This window comes from Micromonospora sp. NPDC049257 (genome assembly GCF_040678915.1).
GTDB classification, from domain to species: Bacteria; Actinomycetota; Actinomycetes; order Mycobacteriales; family Micromonosporaceae; genus Micromonospora; species Micromonospora antibiotica.
This window is the reverse complement of record NZ_JBFAQU010000004.1, coordinates 72308-86937: the sequence shown is the minus strand read 5'-3', so window position 1 is coordinate 86937 and position 14630 is coordinate 72308. Positions and strand designations below refer to the sequence as shown.

General features: G+C 72.2%; 12 protein-coding genes. 4 read left to right on the top strand and 8 right to left on the bottom strand.

All coding sequences use genetic code 11. The features are described from left to right. The first annotated feature begins 111 nt into the window (after positions 1-111). Positions 112-852, top strand: coding sequence for a cellulose binding domain-containing protein (locus tag AB0K25_RS08770; RefSeq protein ID WP_219461403.1), 741 nt, complete (start codon positions 112-114; stop codon positions 850-852). Positions 853-988: 136 nt separating this feature from the next. On the opposite strand, the gene AB0K25_RS08765 is transcribed toward AB0K25_RS08770, so the two are convergent. The 4 genes from AB0K25_RS08765 to AB0K25_RS08750 all read right to left on the bottom strand — a co-directional run bounded on the left by AB0K25_RS08765 (position 989) and on the right by AB0K25_RS08750 (position 6094). Further along, entirely contained in the window at positions 989-1453 is a 465-nt protein-coding gene (locus AB0K25_RS08765) for a hypothetical protein (RefSeq protein ID WP_219461405.1), read from the bottom strand. 74 nt (positions 1454-1527) lie between these two features. Next, positions 1528-2655 (bottom strand): glycosyl hydrolase 53 family protein, encoded by a 1128-nt coding sequence (locus AB0K25_RS08760; protein WP_208566185.1) that lies wholly within the window; start codon positions 2653-2655, stop codon positions 1528-1530. A gap of 165 nt (positions 2656-2820) precedes the next feature. Beyond that, positions 2821-5064 (bottom strand): M4 family metallopeptidase, encoded by a 2244-nt coding sequence (locus tag AB0K25_RS08755; RefSeq protein ID WP_357533709.1) that lies wholly within the window; start codon positions 5062-5064, stop codon positions 2821-2823. A 199-nt stretch (positions 5065-5263) separates the two neighbouring features. Continuing rightward, complete coding sequence (locus AB0K25_RS08750; protein WP_357533707.1) at positions 5264-6094, bottom strand: PIG-L family deacetylase; 831 nt, start codon at positions 6092-6094, stop codon at positions 5264-5266. Positions 6095-6182: 88 nt separating this feature from the next. Between AB0K25_RS08750 and AB0K25_RS08745 the strand changes: the two genes are divergently transcribed. Next, the gene (locus AB0K25_RS08745; RefSeq protein ID WP_357533705.1) at positions 6183-6809 is read left to right on the top strand and encodes a DUF1349 domain-containing protein; all 627 of its coding nucleotides are present in this window, start codon (positions 6183-6185) and stop codon (positions 6807-6809) included. Positions 6810-6944: 135 nt separating this feature from the next. Here AB0K25_RS08745 and AB0K25_RS08740 read toward each other — a convergent pair whose 3' ends face one another. From AB0K25_RS08740 to sthA, 3 genes are all read right to left on the bottom strand, one after another. Beyond that, entirely contained in the window at positions 6945-8120 is a 1176-nt protein-coding gene (locus tag AB0K25_RS08740) for an RNA ligase RtcB family protein (protein WP_363819326.1), read from the bottom strand. Between the two features lie 184 nt (positions 8121-8304). Then, complete coding sequence (locus AB0K25_RS08735; RefSeq protein ID WP_363819323.1) at positions 8305-9516, bottom strand: ROK family protein; 1212 nt, start codon at positions 9514-9516, stop codon at positions 8305-8307. 153 nt (positions 9517-9669) lie between these two features. Next, entirely contained in the window at positions 9670-11073 is a 1404-nt protein-coding gene (sthA, locus tag AB0K25_RS08730) for a Si-specific NAD(P)(+) transhydrogenase (RefSeq protein WP_208566178.1), read from the bottom strand. Positions 11074-11397: 324 nt separating this feature from the next. Here sthA and AB0K25_RS08725 point away from each other — a divergent pair, with 324 nt between their 5' ends. After that, complete coding sequence (locus AB0K25_RS08725) at positions 11398-13107, top strand: LLM class flavin-dependent oxidoreductase (protein WP_363819320.1); 1710 nt, start codon at positions 11398-11400, stop codon at positions 13105-13107. Between the two features lie 163 nt (positions 13108-13270). Then, complete coding sequence (locus AB0K25_RS08720; protein WP_219461432.1) at positions 13271-13408, top strand: hypothetical protein; 138 nt, start codon at positions 13271-13273, stop codon at positions 13406-13408. Between the two features lie 60 nt (positions 13409-13468). On the opposite strand, the gene AB0K25_RS08715 is transcribed toward AB0K25_RS08720, so the two are convergent. Then, on the bottom strand, positions 13469-14491 hold the full coding sequence (locus tag AB0K25_RS08715; protein WP_357017466.1) for a glycoside hydrolase family 43 protein: 1023 nt from the start codon (positions 14489-14491) through the stop codon (positions 13469-13471). Positions 14492-14630: the final 139 nt, after the last annotated feature.

The window sequence follows — 14630 nt, the reverse complement described above, 5'->3', positions numbered from 1 at the left end:
GCTGATCGCGCAGCACCTCACCCGCCCACCGCACGGTGGGCGACAGTCCCGGATCCGGCACCGCGGGCCCGTCCCGGCCGTCGGTGCCCCCGCAACCCCTCGGAGGTACGGATGCTCCGCACGCTCGGCGTGGTGCTGGCGACCACGACCCTGACCCTGGCCGGTTGGGCCGGCACACTCACCGGCGCCCAGGCCCAGCCGGCGCTCTCGGCCACGCCCCTTCCCACCCCCACCTACGCGTGCCCCCCGGCGCTGCCGGTCTCCGGGCAGTTCATGTCGGCCAGCGCCACGAGCATCACCGTCCGGTACTCGATGCTCATGACCCCGCCGTGCGGCTACAACCCGCCGATGACCCTGGTCCTCTTCGCCAGCCGGGAGGACGCGACGGCCTGGCTGAACCCGGTGGCCTCGGCGGTGTCCGGCCCGGAACGGCAGGGTGAGATCACGGTCACCGGGCTGACCCCGGACAGCGAGTACTGGTACCGGTTCAGCGCCGGGGAGAAGCACGACCCGTACGTCATCAACGGTCCGGTCCGGACGCTGCCGGCCGGGTCCGCGTCGTGCCGGGCGACGATCACCTTCGACAACCGCTGGACCGGCGGGTACGCCGCCACGGTCACCGTGCGCAACACCGCCGAGGAGACGCTCAACGGCTGGCAGGTCACCTGGCGGTGGTTGGGCGACGAGCGCATCTCGGCCCTCTGGAACGGTGTGCTCACCATCTCCGGTCCCGACGTCACGGTGCGCAACGCCTCCTGGAACGGCACGCTGGCCCCGGGTGGCAGCACGACGTTCGGCATGCTCGTCTGGACCAACGCGCCGGGCCCGCTGACGCTGAACTGCGGCCGGTGACCGTCGACGCCGGCCGGCAGGCGACGGCCGGGCCGGCGCGCGGGCGCACCGCACGGGACTGAGGTCCGCACCGGCGGGCCGCCACCCACCGGGGTGGCGGCCCGCCGTCGGCGCGGCCCGCCGCCCCGGTGACCCGTCAGCCGGTCAGCGACTGCCTGATCCGCGCGTACTCGGCGGCCATCTCCGGTGTGGCCAGGAAGTCGTCGAGCGCGGCCGAGACCCGGTGGTCGACCTCCTCGACCGAGCGCAGGGCGAGCTCGTGCAGCTCGCCGCGCCGGTGCCCCTCCAGGTACGTGGTCCAGTGTTCGAGGGCCGACAGGGCGATCAGCAGGCCGGGGTCCATGTCGCCGTCGGCGAGGATGCCCTCGTCGATGCGGTCGAGGTGGGAACGCAGCTCGCCCGCGTCGGCCGTGGCGATCCGCTCCCGCGCGGCGGCCAGCGCCGCCCACGCGTCCTCGTCGAGGTCGTCCGCGCCGGCCTCGTCGATCAGGTCGGCCGCCAACAGGCGGGTGACGGTCGCCAGCCCGAAGGCGTGCAGGGCGTCCTCGTCGGCCGCGTCGACCAGCCCCCGGATGGCCGCATCGCACTCGTCGTATCGCACCGCGCCAGGGTAGTGCCCGGTCGGCGGGCCACCGCCGGTGGCCCGCCGACCGGGACGGAAGCCTTCCGCCCGGCCTACGGCCGCCAGCGGATGCTCGGGTTCACCTGACCGGTCCAGTTGAAGATGGCCATGTTGTCCCACTGGTTGCCGGTGCCGTTGATGTTCGCCGGGTCCCAGCCGTTTCCCGGCACCGCGTACCAGGTCGGCTCCCAGTAGAAGACCCCGACCGCGCCGGCGTTGCGGGCGGTGTCCTGCACCCAGGAGAACTCGGTGGCCTGGCCGCTCCAACTCGCCTGGTGACCCGCGCAGGGTTCGGTGCCGTTGATCGCGTTCGCCTCGTTGTCGGCGTTCGCGGCGGTGAACGGGTACGCCGTCTCGGTGAGCACCACCGGCTTGCCGTACCGGGTGCGGACGTCGGTGATGACGTTGTAGAGGTTGGCCAGCGTGCCGTGCCACATGCAGTAGTAGGACAGGGCGGTCAGGTCCCACTGCACGCCCTTGGCCCGGATGCCGTCGTAGAACCAGCGGGCGTGGTCCATGCTGTCCGCGTTCGCGGTGTGGATGATCACCTGGGTTCCGCCGTTGCACGCCTTGGTGGCCTGGTAGCCGGCCTTGAGCAGCAGGCTGAGGTTGGTGAAGTCGTTGTTGACGACCTTGCCGTCGTTCCAGAGCATGCCGACGTTGATCTCGTTGCCGATCTGCACGCTGTCCGGGGTGGTGCCCTGGTTGCGCAGGCTGGTGCAGACGTCGGAGGTGTAGTTGTAGACGTCGGTCTGGAGCTGGCCGATGCCGTGGTTGGCCCAGGCTGCCGGCTTGTACTGCTTGCCCGGGTCGGCCCAGGTGTCGGAGTAGTGGAAGTCGATCATCAACTTGAGGCCCTTGGCCTTGACCGTCTTCGCGTACGCCAGCACCTTCGCCTTGTTGTTCCAGCCGCTGGCCGGGTTGTTCCACACCCGCAGCCGGACGTAGTTGACGCCGAGGCCCTTGAGGATGTCGAGCGGGTCGCGGGCGGTGCCGCCGGCGTCGTAGTATCGCGCGCCGAGGTCCAGGCTGCGCTGCACGGAGGAGACGTCCGCGCCGAGCATGGTCAGGGTGTTCGCGGCCGACGCCGACGTCGGCGGGCCGAGCAGGGCGGCCGGCAGGGCGACCGCCGCGAGGAACGCGACGGCCCAGGCCCGCAGGCGGGAGCGGTACGGAGTCATCCGGACCTCCTCGGTGGTGGGGTGGTGGTGGGGGACCTGCCGGCGTCGGGGCGGCGACACCAATAGACAGACTTGACTATAGCGGGGTGTGGGGCGGTCGACTCCGTGCCGGCGACGCGAAGCGGGCCACCCGGAAGCCCGGATGGCCCGCCCGCCGTGCCACTGTCAGAGGTTCAGGCTCCAACTGTTGACGTAACCGGTGTCGAGGCTCGCCGCGTCCTGGACCCGCAGCTTCCAGCTCCCGTTCGCCACCTCGGAGGAGAGGTTCACGGTGTACGTCTGGTCGATGTTGTCGGTGCTGCCCCCGGAGCGGCTCTGCAACGTGTAGACGCTGCCGTCCGGGGCGACCAGGCTGACCACCAGGTCACCGATGTAGGTGTGCACGATGTGCACCTCGACCTTGCTCGCGGTCGACGGGGTCGCCGCGCAACCGCTGATCACGATGGTGCTCTCCACCGTCGAGTTGTCGGCGATCGGCACGTCGGTGCCGTTGGTGCCGGAGCAGCCCGGCAGCCCGTTCACCGTCAGGTTCAGGGTGGCCGTGCGGGCGATCGAGGGCGAGGTGCCCACCACCGTGATCGCCACCGTGCCGCTGCCGGCAGTGGCGGCGGCGGTGACCGTGACGGTGGTCGACCCACCGGCGGTGACCGACGTCGGGCTGAACGAGACGGTCACCCCGGCCGGCAGCGGGCCGGTCGAGAAGGTGACCGTCTCGGCGGTGCCCCGGACGACCGTGGTGGAGACCGTGGCGGTGCCCGAGGTACCCGGGTTGAGGGTGAGCGTCGTCGGGGCGACCGAGACGGAGAAGTCGTTGGCGGCGCAGGACTCGGTGCCGGTCACGTTCACCGAGGTCCAGGCGGCCATCACCGCCTTGTACTCGGTGGAGCACAGGCCGTACAGGTCGGTGGCGGCCGACAGGGTGTGCAGCCGCGCGGTGTTGGTCGGCTGGGCGGTGTTCACGTAGCGGGTGTTCGACACGAAGTACGCGTCCAGGGCGCGGAACCAGATCTTCTCCGCCTTCTGCCGGCCGATGCCGGTGACCGGCGGGGCCGACCCGCAGAGCGGCGAGGTGCCGTACGAGGTCGCCCCGGAGCCCTCGGCCAGGTTGAAGAAGAAGTGGTTGGCCACGCCGGAGGAGTAGTGCACGTCGATGCTGTTGGTGCTGCTCGACCAGCAGCCGTGCGAGGAGCCGTCCAGCGTCGGGTTGTACATGTAGCGCAGCGGGGTGCCGTTGCCGTTGATGTTGATCTTTTCGCCGACCTGGTAGTCGCCCGGGTCGGCGGTGGTGTTGGCGTAGAACTCCACCATGTTGCCGAAGATGTCGCTGGTGGCCTCGTTGAGGCCGCCGGACTCGCCGGAGTAGGTCAGGCCGCCGGGCACCACGTTCTCGGTGACACCGTGGGACATCTCGTGGCCGGCCACGTCGAGCGAGACCAGCGGCTTGGCGTTGCCCGCGCCGTCGCCGTAGGTCATCTGCGCGCCGTCCCAGAAGGCGTTGACGTAGGCGTTGCCGTAGTGCACCCGGCTCGGCACGCCGGTGCCGTTGCCGAAGATGCCGTTGCGGCCGTGCACGTTGGTGAAGTAGTCGAAGGTCGCCGCCGCGCCGAAGTGCGCGTCGACCGCGGCGGACTGCCGGTTCGAGGGTGCCCCGGTGCCCCACACGTTGTCGGCGTCGGTGAACGTGGTGCAGGTCGACGTGCCGTTGTTCATGTCGCAGGTCCGACCGTTGCCCCGGGTCGGGTCGATCAGGCTGTACGTCGCACCGGACAGCGTGGTATCGACCGCGACCGGGCCGGCGTAGACGCTGTTGCCGGTGCCGACGACGGACTCGATCTCGTCGTACGAGCCGATCCGGGCGCCGGTGAGCGCGTCGCTGATCACGTGCAGCTTGGAGGGGGTCTGCCCGTCCGGCGCCCAACCGGTGACCACGGTCTCCCAGGCGAGCCGCCCGGTGCCGCTGCTGGCGTCGACGAACAGCTCCGCCGCGCCGGTGCCGGTGACCTTGCCGGAGAACTCGGCGGTCGCCGCCTTGCGCGCCTTGGCGGCGGTGACCTTCGGGGTGGTGGCGAGGGTCAGCGGAGCGGCCAGGCCGACCGAACTGCCCGCGTAGTCGCCGTCGGCCTCGGTGCGGATCACGAAGTCGCCGCCGTAGACGCGCAGCCCGTCGTAGGTGCGGGTGTAGCGGACCGCGCCGCCGCCCTTGGCGTCCCGCCGGCTGCTGTGCACGGCGTAGCGGTCCTTCGCCGAGGACCTGACGGCTCCGGCGTGATCCTTGAGGGCGGTGTCGGCGGCGGCGACCAGCGCCGGCCCCGGGGTGGATGGTGGGGCTGCGGACACGCTCGTGGTGGTGACCACGAGACCGCTGCCGACCAGCATGGTGACGCCGGCCAGCGCTAGGGCTGATCTCAAACTGACCTCCCCAATCCGAGATGCTCTCGCATCTTTCGATAGCGAGATCATCGTCGGCTGTGGAGAGTCTGGGAAGACAGTTGTCGATGGCTATTCATACCGAGTTGCCCATCCGGGCGATGGTATGACCGACGAGTTGTGCCGGGGGTGTTCCATCCCTGTTACGGACGGAACACCCCGGCAACACCCGCTCGCGCCGTCAGCGCAGTCCGGCGAACAGGTCGTCCTCCGGCAGCGCCGCCCCGGTGGTGTCGCGGACCCGGACGAAGGTCTCCCGACCCATCAGCTCGACGAACCGGTCCCGGCCCATCCGCAGGAAGAAGATGTTCTCGGTCTGGCTGGCGTGGGCGGCCAGCGCGTCGAACTTCTGCACGCCGAAACTGCTGGTGTCCACCCAGGTGGTGATCTCGTCGTCGGGCAGACCGAGCTGCGGCCCCGGCGCGTCCGCCGCGTCCGGCTCGGCCCACTCGACGCCCAGCTCCTTCATCACCCGACCGAACTCCGCGAACGCCGTGCGCGGCACGGTGGTCCAGTACACCTTCGCCGGGATGTCGGTCATCGCCACGGCGGCCATGGTGATCCGGTGGGCCTGGATGTGGTCGGGGTGGCCGTAGAAGCCGTTCTCGTCGTAGGTGACCACCACGTCCGGGCGGTAGTGCCGGATCAGCTCCGCCAGCCGGTCCGCCGCCTCCACCACCGGAGTGGTCCAGAACGCGCCCGGCGACTCGTTGGTCGGCCAGCCCATCATCCCGGAGTCGGCGTAGCCGAGCGTCTCCAGGTGGCTGACCTTCAACGCCGCGCAGCTGGCCTCCAACTCCTCCTGCCGCATCGCCACCACGGCGGCCGGGTCGTGCCCCGCATCGCCCGGCTTCACCCCGCCGGGACCGTCGCCGCACCGCCCGTCGGTGCAGGTCACCAGCACCGTGGTGATGCCCTCCGCCGCATACCGGGCCAGCACGCCGCCGGTGCTCGTCGCCTCGTCGTCGGGGTGCGCGTGCACCGCCATCAGGGTCAGACCTCGCTCAGCCATACCCTCACCCTAGGCGTCCCGACCGACGACGGCGGGTACCGGCCCACCGGGACAACGTGTGCCGGCGCCCCGGCAGATAATGGACGCCATGACCACCACCTGGAACGTCCCGGGTCTGCCGTTCACCCTGTCCCCGTCTCCCGAGGCGGCGTGGACGATCGCCGAGGCGGACGGTGTGGTGAGCGCGTCGGCCGCCCCGCGCACCGACATCTTCATCGACCCGGCGTCGGGCGACCCGCTCCACGCCGAGCCGACGATCACCGCGGCCACCCTGCTCGGTCTGCCCCCGGACGGCGACTTCCAGTTCAGCGCCCGGGTCGGCGTCGACTTCGCGGCGACCTACGACGCCGGGGTGCTGCTGCTCTGGGTCGACGAGCGGCACTGGGGCAAACTCTGCTTCGAGTTCTCTCCCGACGGCGAGCCCATGATCGTCTCGGTGGTCGGCCGGGGGGTCGCCGACGACGCCAACGCCTTCGTCGTCGACGGCCGTTCGGTGTGGCTGCGGGTGTCCCGGATCGACCACGCGTTCGCGTACCACGCCTCGGTCGACGGGCGGACCTGGCGGATGGTCCGGTACTTCACCGTCGACGGTGCGGCCACCGGCGCCACGATCGGTTTCGAGGCGCAGTCGCCGATCGGGGACGGCTGCCGGGTCACCTTCGACGACATCCACTTCACCCGCGACCGGCTGGCCGACCTGCGCGACGGCTCCTGACCCGTACCCCGGTCGTCGCCGCCGACCCTTCGGGTGCGTGCGGACGTTCGACCCGCACGGCGTCACCCCGGACGAGGTTCCGGTGCTGGCCGCCGGGCCCGCCGGTGCGACCGGCCGACAGGAGCAGGTGGACGCTCATCCCCGCCCCCGCTGCCGACGCTCGTCCCGGCGTGCCGGTCGGAGCTCGGACCCGAGGTCGGGTGTCTTGTAGGTGACCAGTGGGACGGTGCTCGCCACGGGGGTGGCCAGGCCGTGGCCGACCAGATCGGCGATCACCTGCTCGATACGTTTGTAGGCCGTCGGGGCCTCCTCGAAGAGCAGTTGCCGGTCGCCGCACACCACCAGCGAACCGACCGGCGTCCGCCGCAACTCGGCGACCGTGTGCTTGGCCCGGCCCCGACGCAGGGCGTCGGCGCGGGACATCTTGCGACCCGCCCCGTGCGCCACCGAATAATTGGCCGCCGGGCCCGCGTGGCCGGCGACGAGGAACGAGCGGGTGCCCCGGGTACCGGCGACCAGCACGTCGCGGCCGTCACCCGGGGCCGCGCCCTTACGGTGCAGGTAGCTGCCGTCACGGACCTCGACCAGGTTGTGGCACTGGTCGACGATCGGCGCGGTGGGCTCGGCCCCCAGGGCATGGGCGACCCGGGCGGCCAGCAGCCGACGGTTGAGCGCACCCCAGCGGACGGCGTCGTCGTGCCGCGCCAGGTAGCCGGCCGGATCGGGGGCCGGACCCGCGCCGTGGGCCTCGGTGTGTGCCCGCAGGATCCGCTCACCCAGGCCGCGGGATCCGCTGTGGACGATGAGCACGAGATCACCGGCGGCGAGCCCGAGCCGGCCCGCGTGGTCCGCCGCGAAGACGGTCTCGATCCGGGCCAGTTCGACGAAGTGGTTGCCCCGCCCAACCGTGCCGAGGCCCTCGACGTGGCCGCCGGGCGGATCGCCGGCCGCGGCGGCCCAGGCCGGATCGTCGGCGTCCCGCCCGGGGTCCAGCGCCCGGTCCAGGTCGGGGAAACGGGCGGCGAGCCGCTCGGGTACGACGCGCCTGAGGCCGATCGGGAACACGGCGATGCCGCACCCGATGTCGGAGCCCACCAGATGCGGGTAGAGCACGGTCGAGGCCATTGCGGCGCCGATCGGGGCGCCCTTGCCCGGGTGCAGGTCGGGCATGGCGGCGACGTGGCGCATGCCGTCGAGGGCCGCCACCTGGTGGCACTGCCGGACGGCGTCGGACTCGATCCAGCTCTCGGGGGAGGCGAAGACGGTGACGGTGGCCGTGGTCGACGGCGGCGGGAAATGCTGTGGGGACACGGACGCTCGTTTCGGGTGACGGGAACGGACGGCGCGGCGGCGCGCGATGGCGCGCGGTATCACGGCGGCATGCGGCGCACGCGGTGGCGCGGCGCGGGCGGGATGCGGAGGTGTCCGTCAGTACGTCATGCCCACCAGCCTGGCCCACCGGACCGCTGCGGCCAACGGGTTTTCGGCCGGCCGCTCAGCCGACCGGGATCCCCAGCGGATCGGCGAGCAGCCGCGTGAAGCCGAGTTCCGCCGCGCCGACCAGGGTGGCGTCGTCACCGAGGGCGCAGACCCGCAACTGCGCCCGGGACCGTGAGACCGGCAGCACGTTGGCGGTGATCCGTTCCTGGACGTGCGTCGCCGTGCCCCGGTACACCTCCCGCAGCACGCCACCGAAGATCACCATGCCGGGATTGAACAGGTTGATCACGTTGGCCACCCCGATGCCCAACCAGTCGCCGACGGTCCGCAGGGCGTCGCGGGCTGCCGGTTCGCCGCGACCGGCCGCCTCGACCACCTCCCGGACCGCGTCGCGGCCGATCAGGTCGGCGGGTCGACCGGCCGCGTCGAGCAACGCCCGCTCGCCGACCTCCGCCTCCAGACAGCCGCGCGAACCACACCCGCACGGCCTCCCGTCGTACGGGTTGACGAGCATGTGACCAACCTCGGAGCCGTACCCGCCGTCGCCGCCGAGCAGGTCGCCGCCGACGATGATGCCGCCACCGACCCCGACGTCGCCGTGCAGGTAGACCAGGTTGCGCACCCCGACGCCCACCCCACGCTGGTGTTCGGCCAGCGCGCCCAGGTGGGCCTCGTTGCCGACCAGGACCGGCAGGCCGAGATCGAGTCGACGCCCCAGCTCCGCGCCGAACGCCTGGTCCACCCAGCCCAGGTCCGGGCCGAACCGCACCATCCCGTCGCCGGGCCGGATCATCCCGCAGTACGACGCGCCGATCCCCACGCAGACCGCCCCCGGTGCCGCTGCCCGGTGCAGGTCACGCCCGAGGTCGGCCAGCACCCCCGCCACGGTCTCCAGGTCGACGCCCGCGCGGGCCCGGGGCGCCTCCCGGCGGTCCTGGATCTGCCCGCCCAGCCCGACCCGGGCGGCCACCAGCAGGTCCACCGCGATGTCGAAGGCGAGCACGAAGACCCGGTCGGACGCGGGCCGGACCACCAGGGACGGCCGGCCGGCCCGGCCGGTCAGCTCGGGGAAGCCCTCCCGCACCAGGCCGGCCGCCACCAGTTCGGTGGTGAGCGCCAGGACCGTGCTGCGATTCACGCCCAACCCGGCGGCCAGCCCGGCGCGCGACACCGGTCCGCCGAGGTGCACCCGGCGCAGCAGCGCGCCCAGGCTCCGGCGGCGGCTGTCCCCCGGCGACTGCCCGTCCACGGTCGGACTCTTCGGCATCACGAGGCGGACCCTGTCGATCGGCGGCTGACTACCCGTCGAGCGTAGTTGCCGCCGCCGCCGTGCGTCACCTCGCGCGCCCGGCCGGTGCCGTCCCCACCCACCGGTGCGGGCCCCGCGTGTCGCGTCGCGGAGCCCGCACCGGGCGGTGGGTCAGCCGTCGATCCGGGTGATGTTGCGGATCTTGTTGGCCGCGTCCAGGGCGGCGACCTTGTACGCCTCGGACAGGGTCGGGTAGTTGAAGACCGTGTCGATCAGGTAGTCGACCGTGCCACCGCACCCCATCACGGTCTGCCCGATGTGGACGATCTCGGTCGCGCCGGTGCCGAACACGTGCACCCCGAGCAACCGGCCGTCCTGCGGGGAGACGAGCAGCTTCAACATGCCGTACGAGTCGCCGACGATCTGCCCCCGGGCCAGCTCGCGGTAGCGGGCGATGCCCACCTCGAACGGGGTGGAGCTGTTGGTCAGCTCCTCCTCGGTCTTGCCGACGAAACTGATCTCCGGAATCGTGTAGATGCCGATCGGCTGCAACTCCTGGAGTTCCCGGGCCGGCTCGCCGCAGGCGTGCTGCGCGGCCATCCGGCCCTGCTCCATCGAGGTGGACGCCAACGCCGGGAAGCCGATCACGTCGCCCACCGCGTAGATGTGCTCCACGCTGGTGCGGTAGTGCTCGTCGACCGAGATCCGGCCGCGCTTGTCGGCCTCCAGGCCCGCCGCGTCCAGGGCCAGGTCGTCGGTCTGCCCCTGCCGGCCGGCCGAGTACATCACCGTGTCGGCGACGATCTTCTTGCCGCTCTTGAGGATGCACAGCGCGGCGTTCTGGTGCTTCTCCACCGCGGCGACCTCCTCGCCGAAGCGGAACGTCACCGACAGGTCACGCAGGTGGTACTTGAGCGACTCGATGATCTCCTCGTCGCAGAATTCGAGCATCCGGTCCCGGCGCTCCACCACGGTCACCTTCGTGCCCAGCCCGGCGAACATGGAGGCGTACTCCATGCCGATCACGCCGGCACCGACGACGACCATGCTGCGCGGCACGGCCTGGAGGTTGATCACCCCGTCGGAGTCGACGATCGTCCGGTCGTCGAAGTCGACGCTGTCCGGGCGGGCCGGTCGGGTGCCGGCGGCGATGACGGCCTTGTCGAAGGTGATCCGGGTGTCGTGCCCGGAGCCGCCGTCCACCCAGATCGAGTGCGGGTCGGCGAACCGGCCGGTGCCGGTGATCAACGCGACCCGGTTGCGGCCCAGTTGGTTGCGGATCACATCGGTCTGCCGCTCGATCACGTGCTGGGTACGGGCGGCCAGGTCGGCGACGGTGATCTCCTCCTTGACCCGGTAGCTGCTGCCGTAGAGGTCCCGCTGGCTCAGGCCGGTCAGATAGAGCACGGCCTCCCGCAGCGTCTTGGAGGGGACGGTGCCGGTGTTGATGCACACCCCACCGATCATGTCGCGGCGGTCCACGATGCCGACCCGCCTACCGAGCTTCGCGGCGGCGATCGCGGCCTTCTGACCGCTGGGCCCGGAGCCCAGCACCAACAGGTCGTAGTCATACACGGCACCTAGCCTTGCAAGCTGCCGCAACTTCCGCCACTCGTGATCGTCGGGCGGGCGCTATCTCGTCCCGGGCAGGGCCCGGGTGCGTACGGCCGAGGGGATCGAGGTGGGGGAGCAGGTGGCCGTACACCTCACCCTCGACCTCTGGCCGGCCCGGCACTGCGGCCCTGACCGGCCCGAACTCCGCGACCGCCCGGCAGAGCACCGTGGGACGGCGCTACGGTGGGCCGGTCGCCCCGGCCACCCGCCGTGGCCGCGTCCCGACGCCGGGCGTGCCGCTGGGCGACGCCGGGCGCGACGAAGGGATCAGGTGACGGCAGCGTCATGACCGACTACGGACACGAGTTGCTGTTCGGCGGCTTCCTGACCCCCGACGCCCGGCAGCCGGAGCAGGTCGTCGCCCGGGCCCGGCTCTGCGAACAGGTCGGCCTGGACCTGGTCACCTTCCAGGACCACCCCTACCAGCCGGGATTTCTCGACACCTGGACGCTGATGTCCTACCTGGCGGCGGCGACCAGCCGGATCAGGTTGGCCGGCAACGTGCTCAACCTGCCGCTGCGGCAGCCGGTGGTGCTGGCCCGTAGCGTCGCCAGCCTCGATCTGCTCAGCGGCGGCCGGGTCGAACTCGGCCTCGGTGCGGGTGCGTTCTGGGACGCCATCGAGGCCAACGGTGGCCGACGGCTCGCCCCGGGGCAGGCGGTGGACGCGTTGGACGAGGCGATCCGGATCATCCGCGAGGTCTGGGCCGCCGACCGGCGCGGCGGGGTGCGGGTCGACGGCGAGCACTACCGGGTGGTCGGCGCGAAGCGTGGTCCCGCCCCGGCGCACCCGGTGGGGATCTGGGTCGGGGCGTACAAGCCGAGGTTGTTGCGGCTGGTGGGCCGGGCGGCGGACGGCTGGTTGCCGTCGCTGTCGTACCTGCCGAAGGGGCCGGCGGAGCTGGCCGACCTCAACGCGCTCGTCGACGAGGGTGCGGCGGCGGTCGGGCGTGACCCCGCCGAGGTGCGGCGGTTGCTGAACGTCTCCGGTCGGTTCACCCGTTCCGGTGCGGGTTTCCTCGAGGGGCCGCCGCAGCAGTGGGTGCGGGAACTGGCCGACCTGGTGCTGACGTACGGCACCTCCGGCTTCATCCTCGGCACGGATGATCCCACCAGCATCCAGCTGTTCGCCCAGGAGGTCGCCCCCGCCGTCCGTGAGCTGGTCGCCGCCGAGCGGAGCGCGTCGGGCGGGCCCGGCTCGACCGGACCCGCCCCGGCCGCCCAGGCGGGCTCCGGCCCGGCCGCCCAGGCCGGGGCGGGCGAGGGCGGTCCGGCCGGGACGGGTCCGGTGGCGCAGGGCGGGCCGGGCGAGGGCGGGTCGGCGGCGGGCGCCGGCCGTCCGGCCGGTGCGCGGCCGGGGGAGGCCGTCCGGGCCGGGGGCGTCGCCGGGCTGGCGGTCACCCCCACCCCGGCACCGCAGGTACGGCACAGCGACCACCGGCTCTGGGACGAGTCGACCCGGCCGGTCGCCCCGCCGGCCCCGACCGGGCACGTCTACTCCCCGCAGGCCCAGGCCGTCGGCGGGCACCTGGTCGACGTCCACGACCACCTGCGCCGGGAGTTGGGCGAGATCCGCGACCTGCTCGATCAGGTCCGCCGGGGGGTGGTCTCCGCCGGGGACGCCCGGGGCGTGCTCAACCGGATGACGATGCGGCAGAACAACTGGACGCTGGGGGCGTACTGTGCCGCCTACTGCACGCTGGTCACCCAGCACCACGGGTTGGAGGACGACGCGATCTTCCCGCACCTGCGGCGGGCCGACCCGGCGCTGGTGCCGGTGATCGACCGGCTGGAGCAGGAACACGTGGTCATCCACGACGTCGTGGAGGGCGTCGACCGGGCCCTGGTCGCGCTGATCGAGGACCCGGAGCGGCTGGCCGAGCTTCAGCGGGCGGTGGACGTGCTCACCGACACCCTGCTGTCGCACCTGTCCTACGAGGAGCAGAACATCGTCGAGCCGTTGGCCCGCTACGGCTTCTTTCCCGGTCAACTCTGACCCGTCCCGGTGCGGCGGCTACGGCTGGGAAGCGGGACCGGGCGGGTGACGGCGTTCGGTTCGTGGTGCCATAATCGTGATGGTGCCCGTGGATGTCACCCGGGCCCGGGGGGCGCCTCCGCACCGCGCGGACGGCGGGGACCGACCCCCCCCGGAGGCCACAGTGGAATCCCCCTCTCTCACCGACCTCGTCGACCTCGTCGACGGACTGCTGCAACTGGGTGCTGCGGCGCTCAGCCTCGCCGCCGCCGTCGTGGTCGCCCGGACCGGCCGCCGGTCGGGCCGACAGCGCGACGACTGAGCCGGCCTCGGCGGGGGTCGGCCCGCATCGACAGGGCGACCGCTGCCGCCGCCGGACGGCTCAGAGGAACGCCCCGACGCGCGGGGTGGCGCCGTCCCAGCGGAAGATCGCCGCGTACAGCGCGCGGCGGGCGTTGGCGGGCAGCGAGCCGTCGGCCTGTTGCCGGCACGGGGTGGTGCCGGCGCAGACCCAACCGTGCAGGAAGAGCCGCTGCTCGTCGTCGACCAGGGCCGGGACGAGATCCGCGCCTCCCGGGCCGCAGATCCCGGTGCCGGACGTGGTGAGCAACGAATGCTCGGTCCTGCCGTGGAAGTCCCACCGGTCGGTGGAGGTGAGATAGACGGTGGCGTAGCTGCAGTTGTCGTAGCCGTACCGGGAGGCGAACAGCACGTACGTGGAGCCCCGCTGCCGCAGCACCGGGTTCTCGATGATGCCGGCGTTGCGGACCAGCTCACCACTGGCGTTGCCGACCCAGCGGGTACCCGTGTCGTCGAGCCGCAGCATCCGGATAGACGACGGGGTCTGCTGCGTCTTGTAGAGCACGAACCGCTTGCCGTCGGCGTCCTCGAACGGGGACGGGTCGATCACGCCAGCGGCGGCGACCGGCCGTCCCGCCACCGCGTCGTCCGCTCCGTGCGCGCCACCCGGGCAGATCAGCGGCGCGACACCCACCGGCGTGTACGTCCCGTCGACGGTGTCGGAGGTCGCGGCCCCGATGCACCGCTGTCCGTTCTTGCCCTTGGCGGGCGCCGAGTAGTAGAGCACCCATCCGGTGGCGGTACGGACCGCGTCGGGGGCCCACACCGCGCCGTTCTCGGCCCAGTCCGGGACCGATCCGAGGGTCGTGCCGAGGGCGCTCCACGGCCCGGACGCGGTCTCACCCCGGTAGGCCGGGGCCCGGGTGCCGGTGGCGAACACGACGAAGGTGTCGTTGTGCCGCACCACGCCGGGGTCGGCGATCCCGCCCGAGGGGGCGTACACCGGTTGCGGGGTGGCCGCTGCGGCGGGCGCGGCGGCGGTGCCGGCGACGAGCGCGACCACGACGGCGATCAGCGACGGTCGCCAGGTCGTTCGTGGATGCATGGGGTCTCCCGGTGCGACAGGCGGGTGGAGGACGGCGTCCGGGCCGGTGTCGAGCGGGCCCCTGCGCCACTCCGTCGGCAAGATCGGCAATTCATTCCGGACAATGTGTTTCCGTTGTCCGGGTGGTGAAACTAAGCTA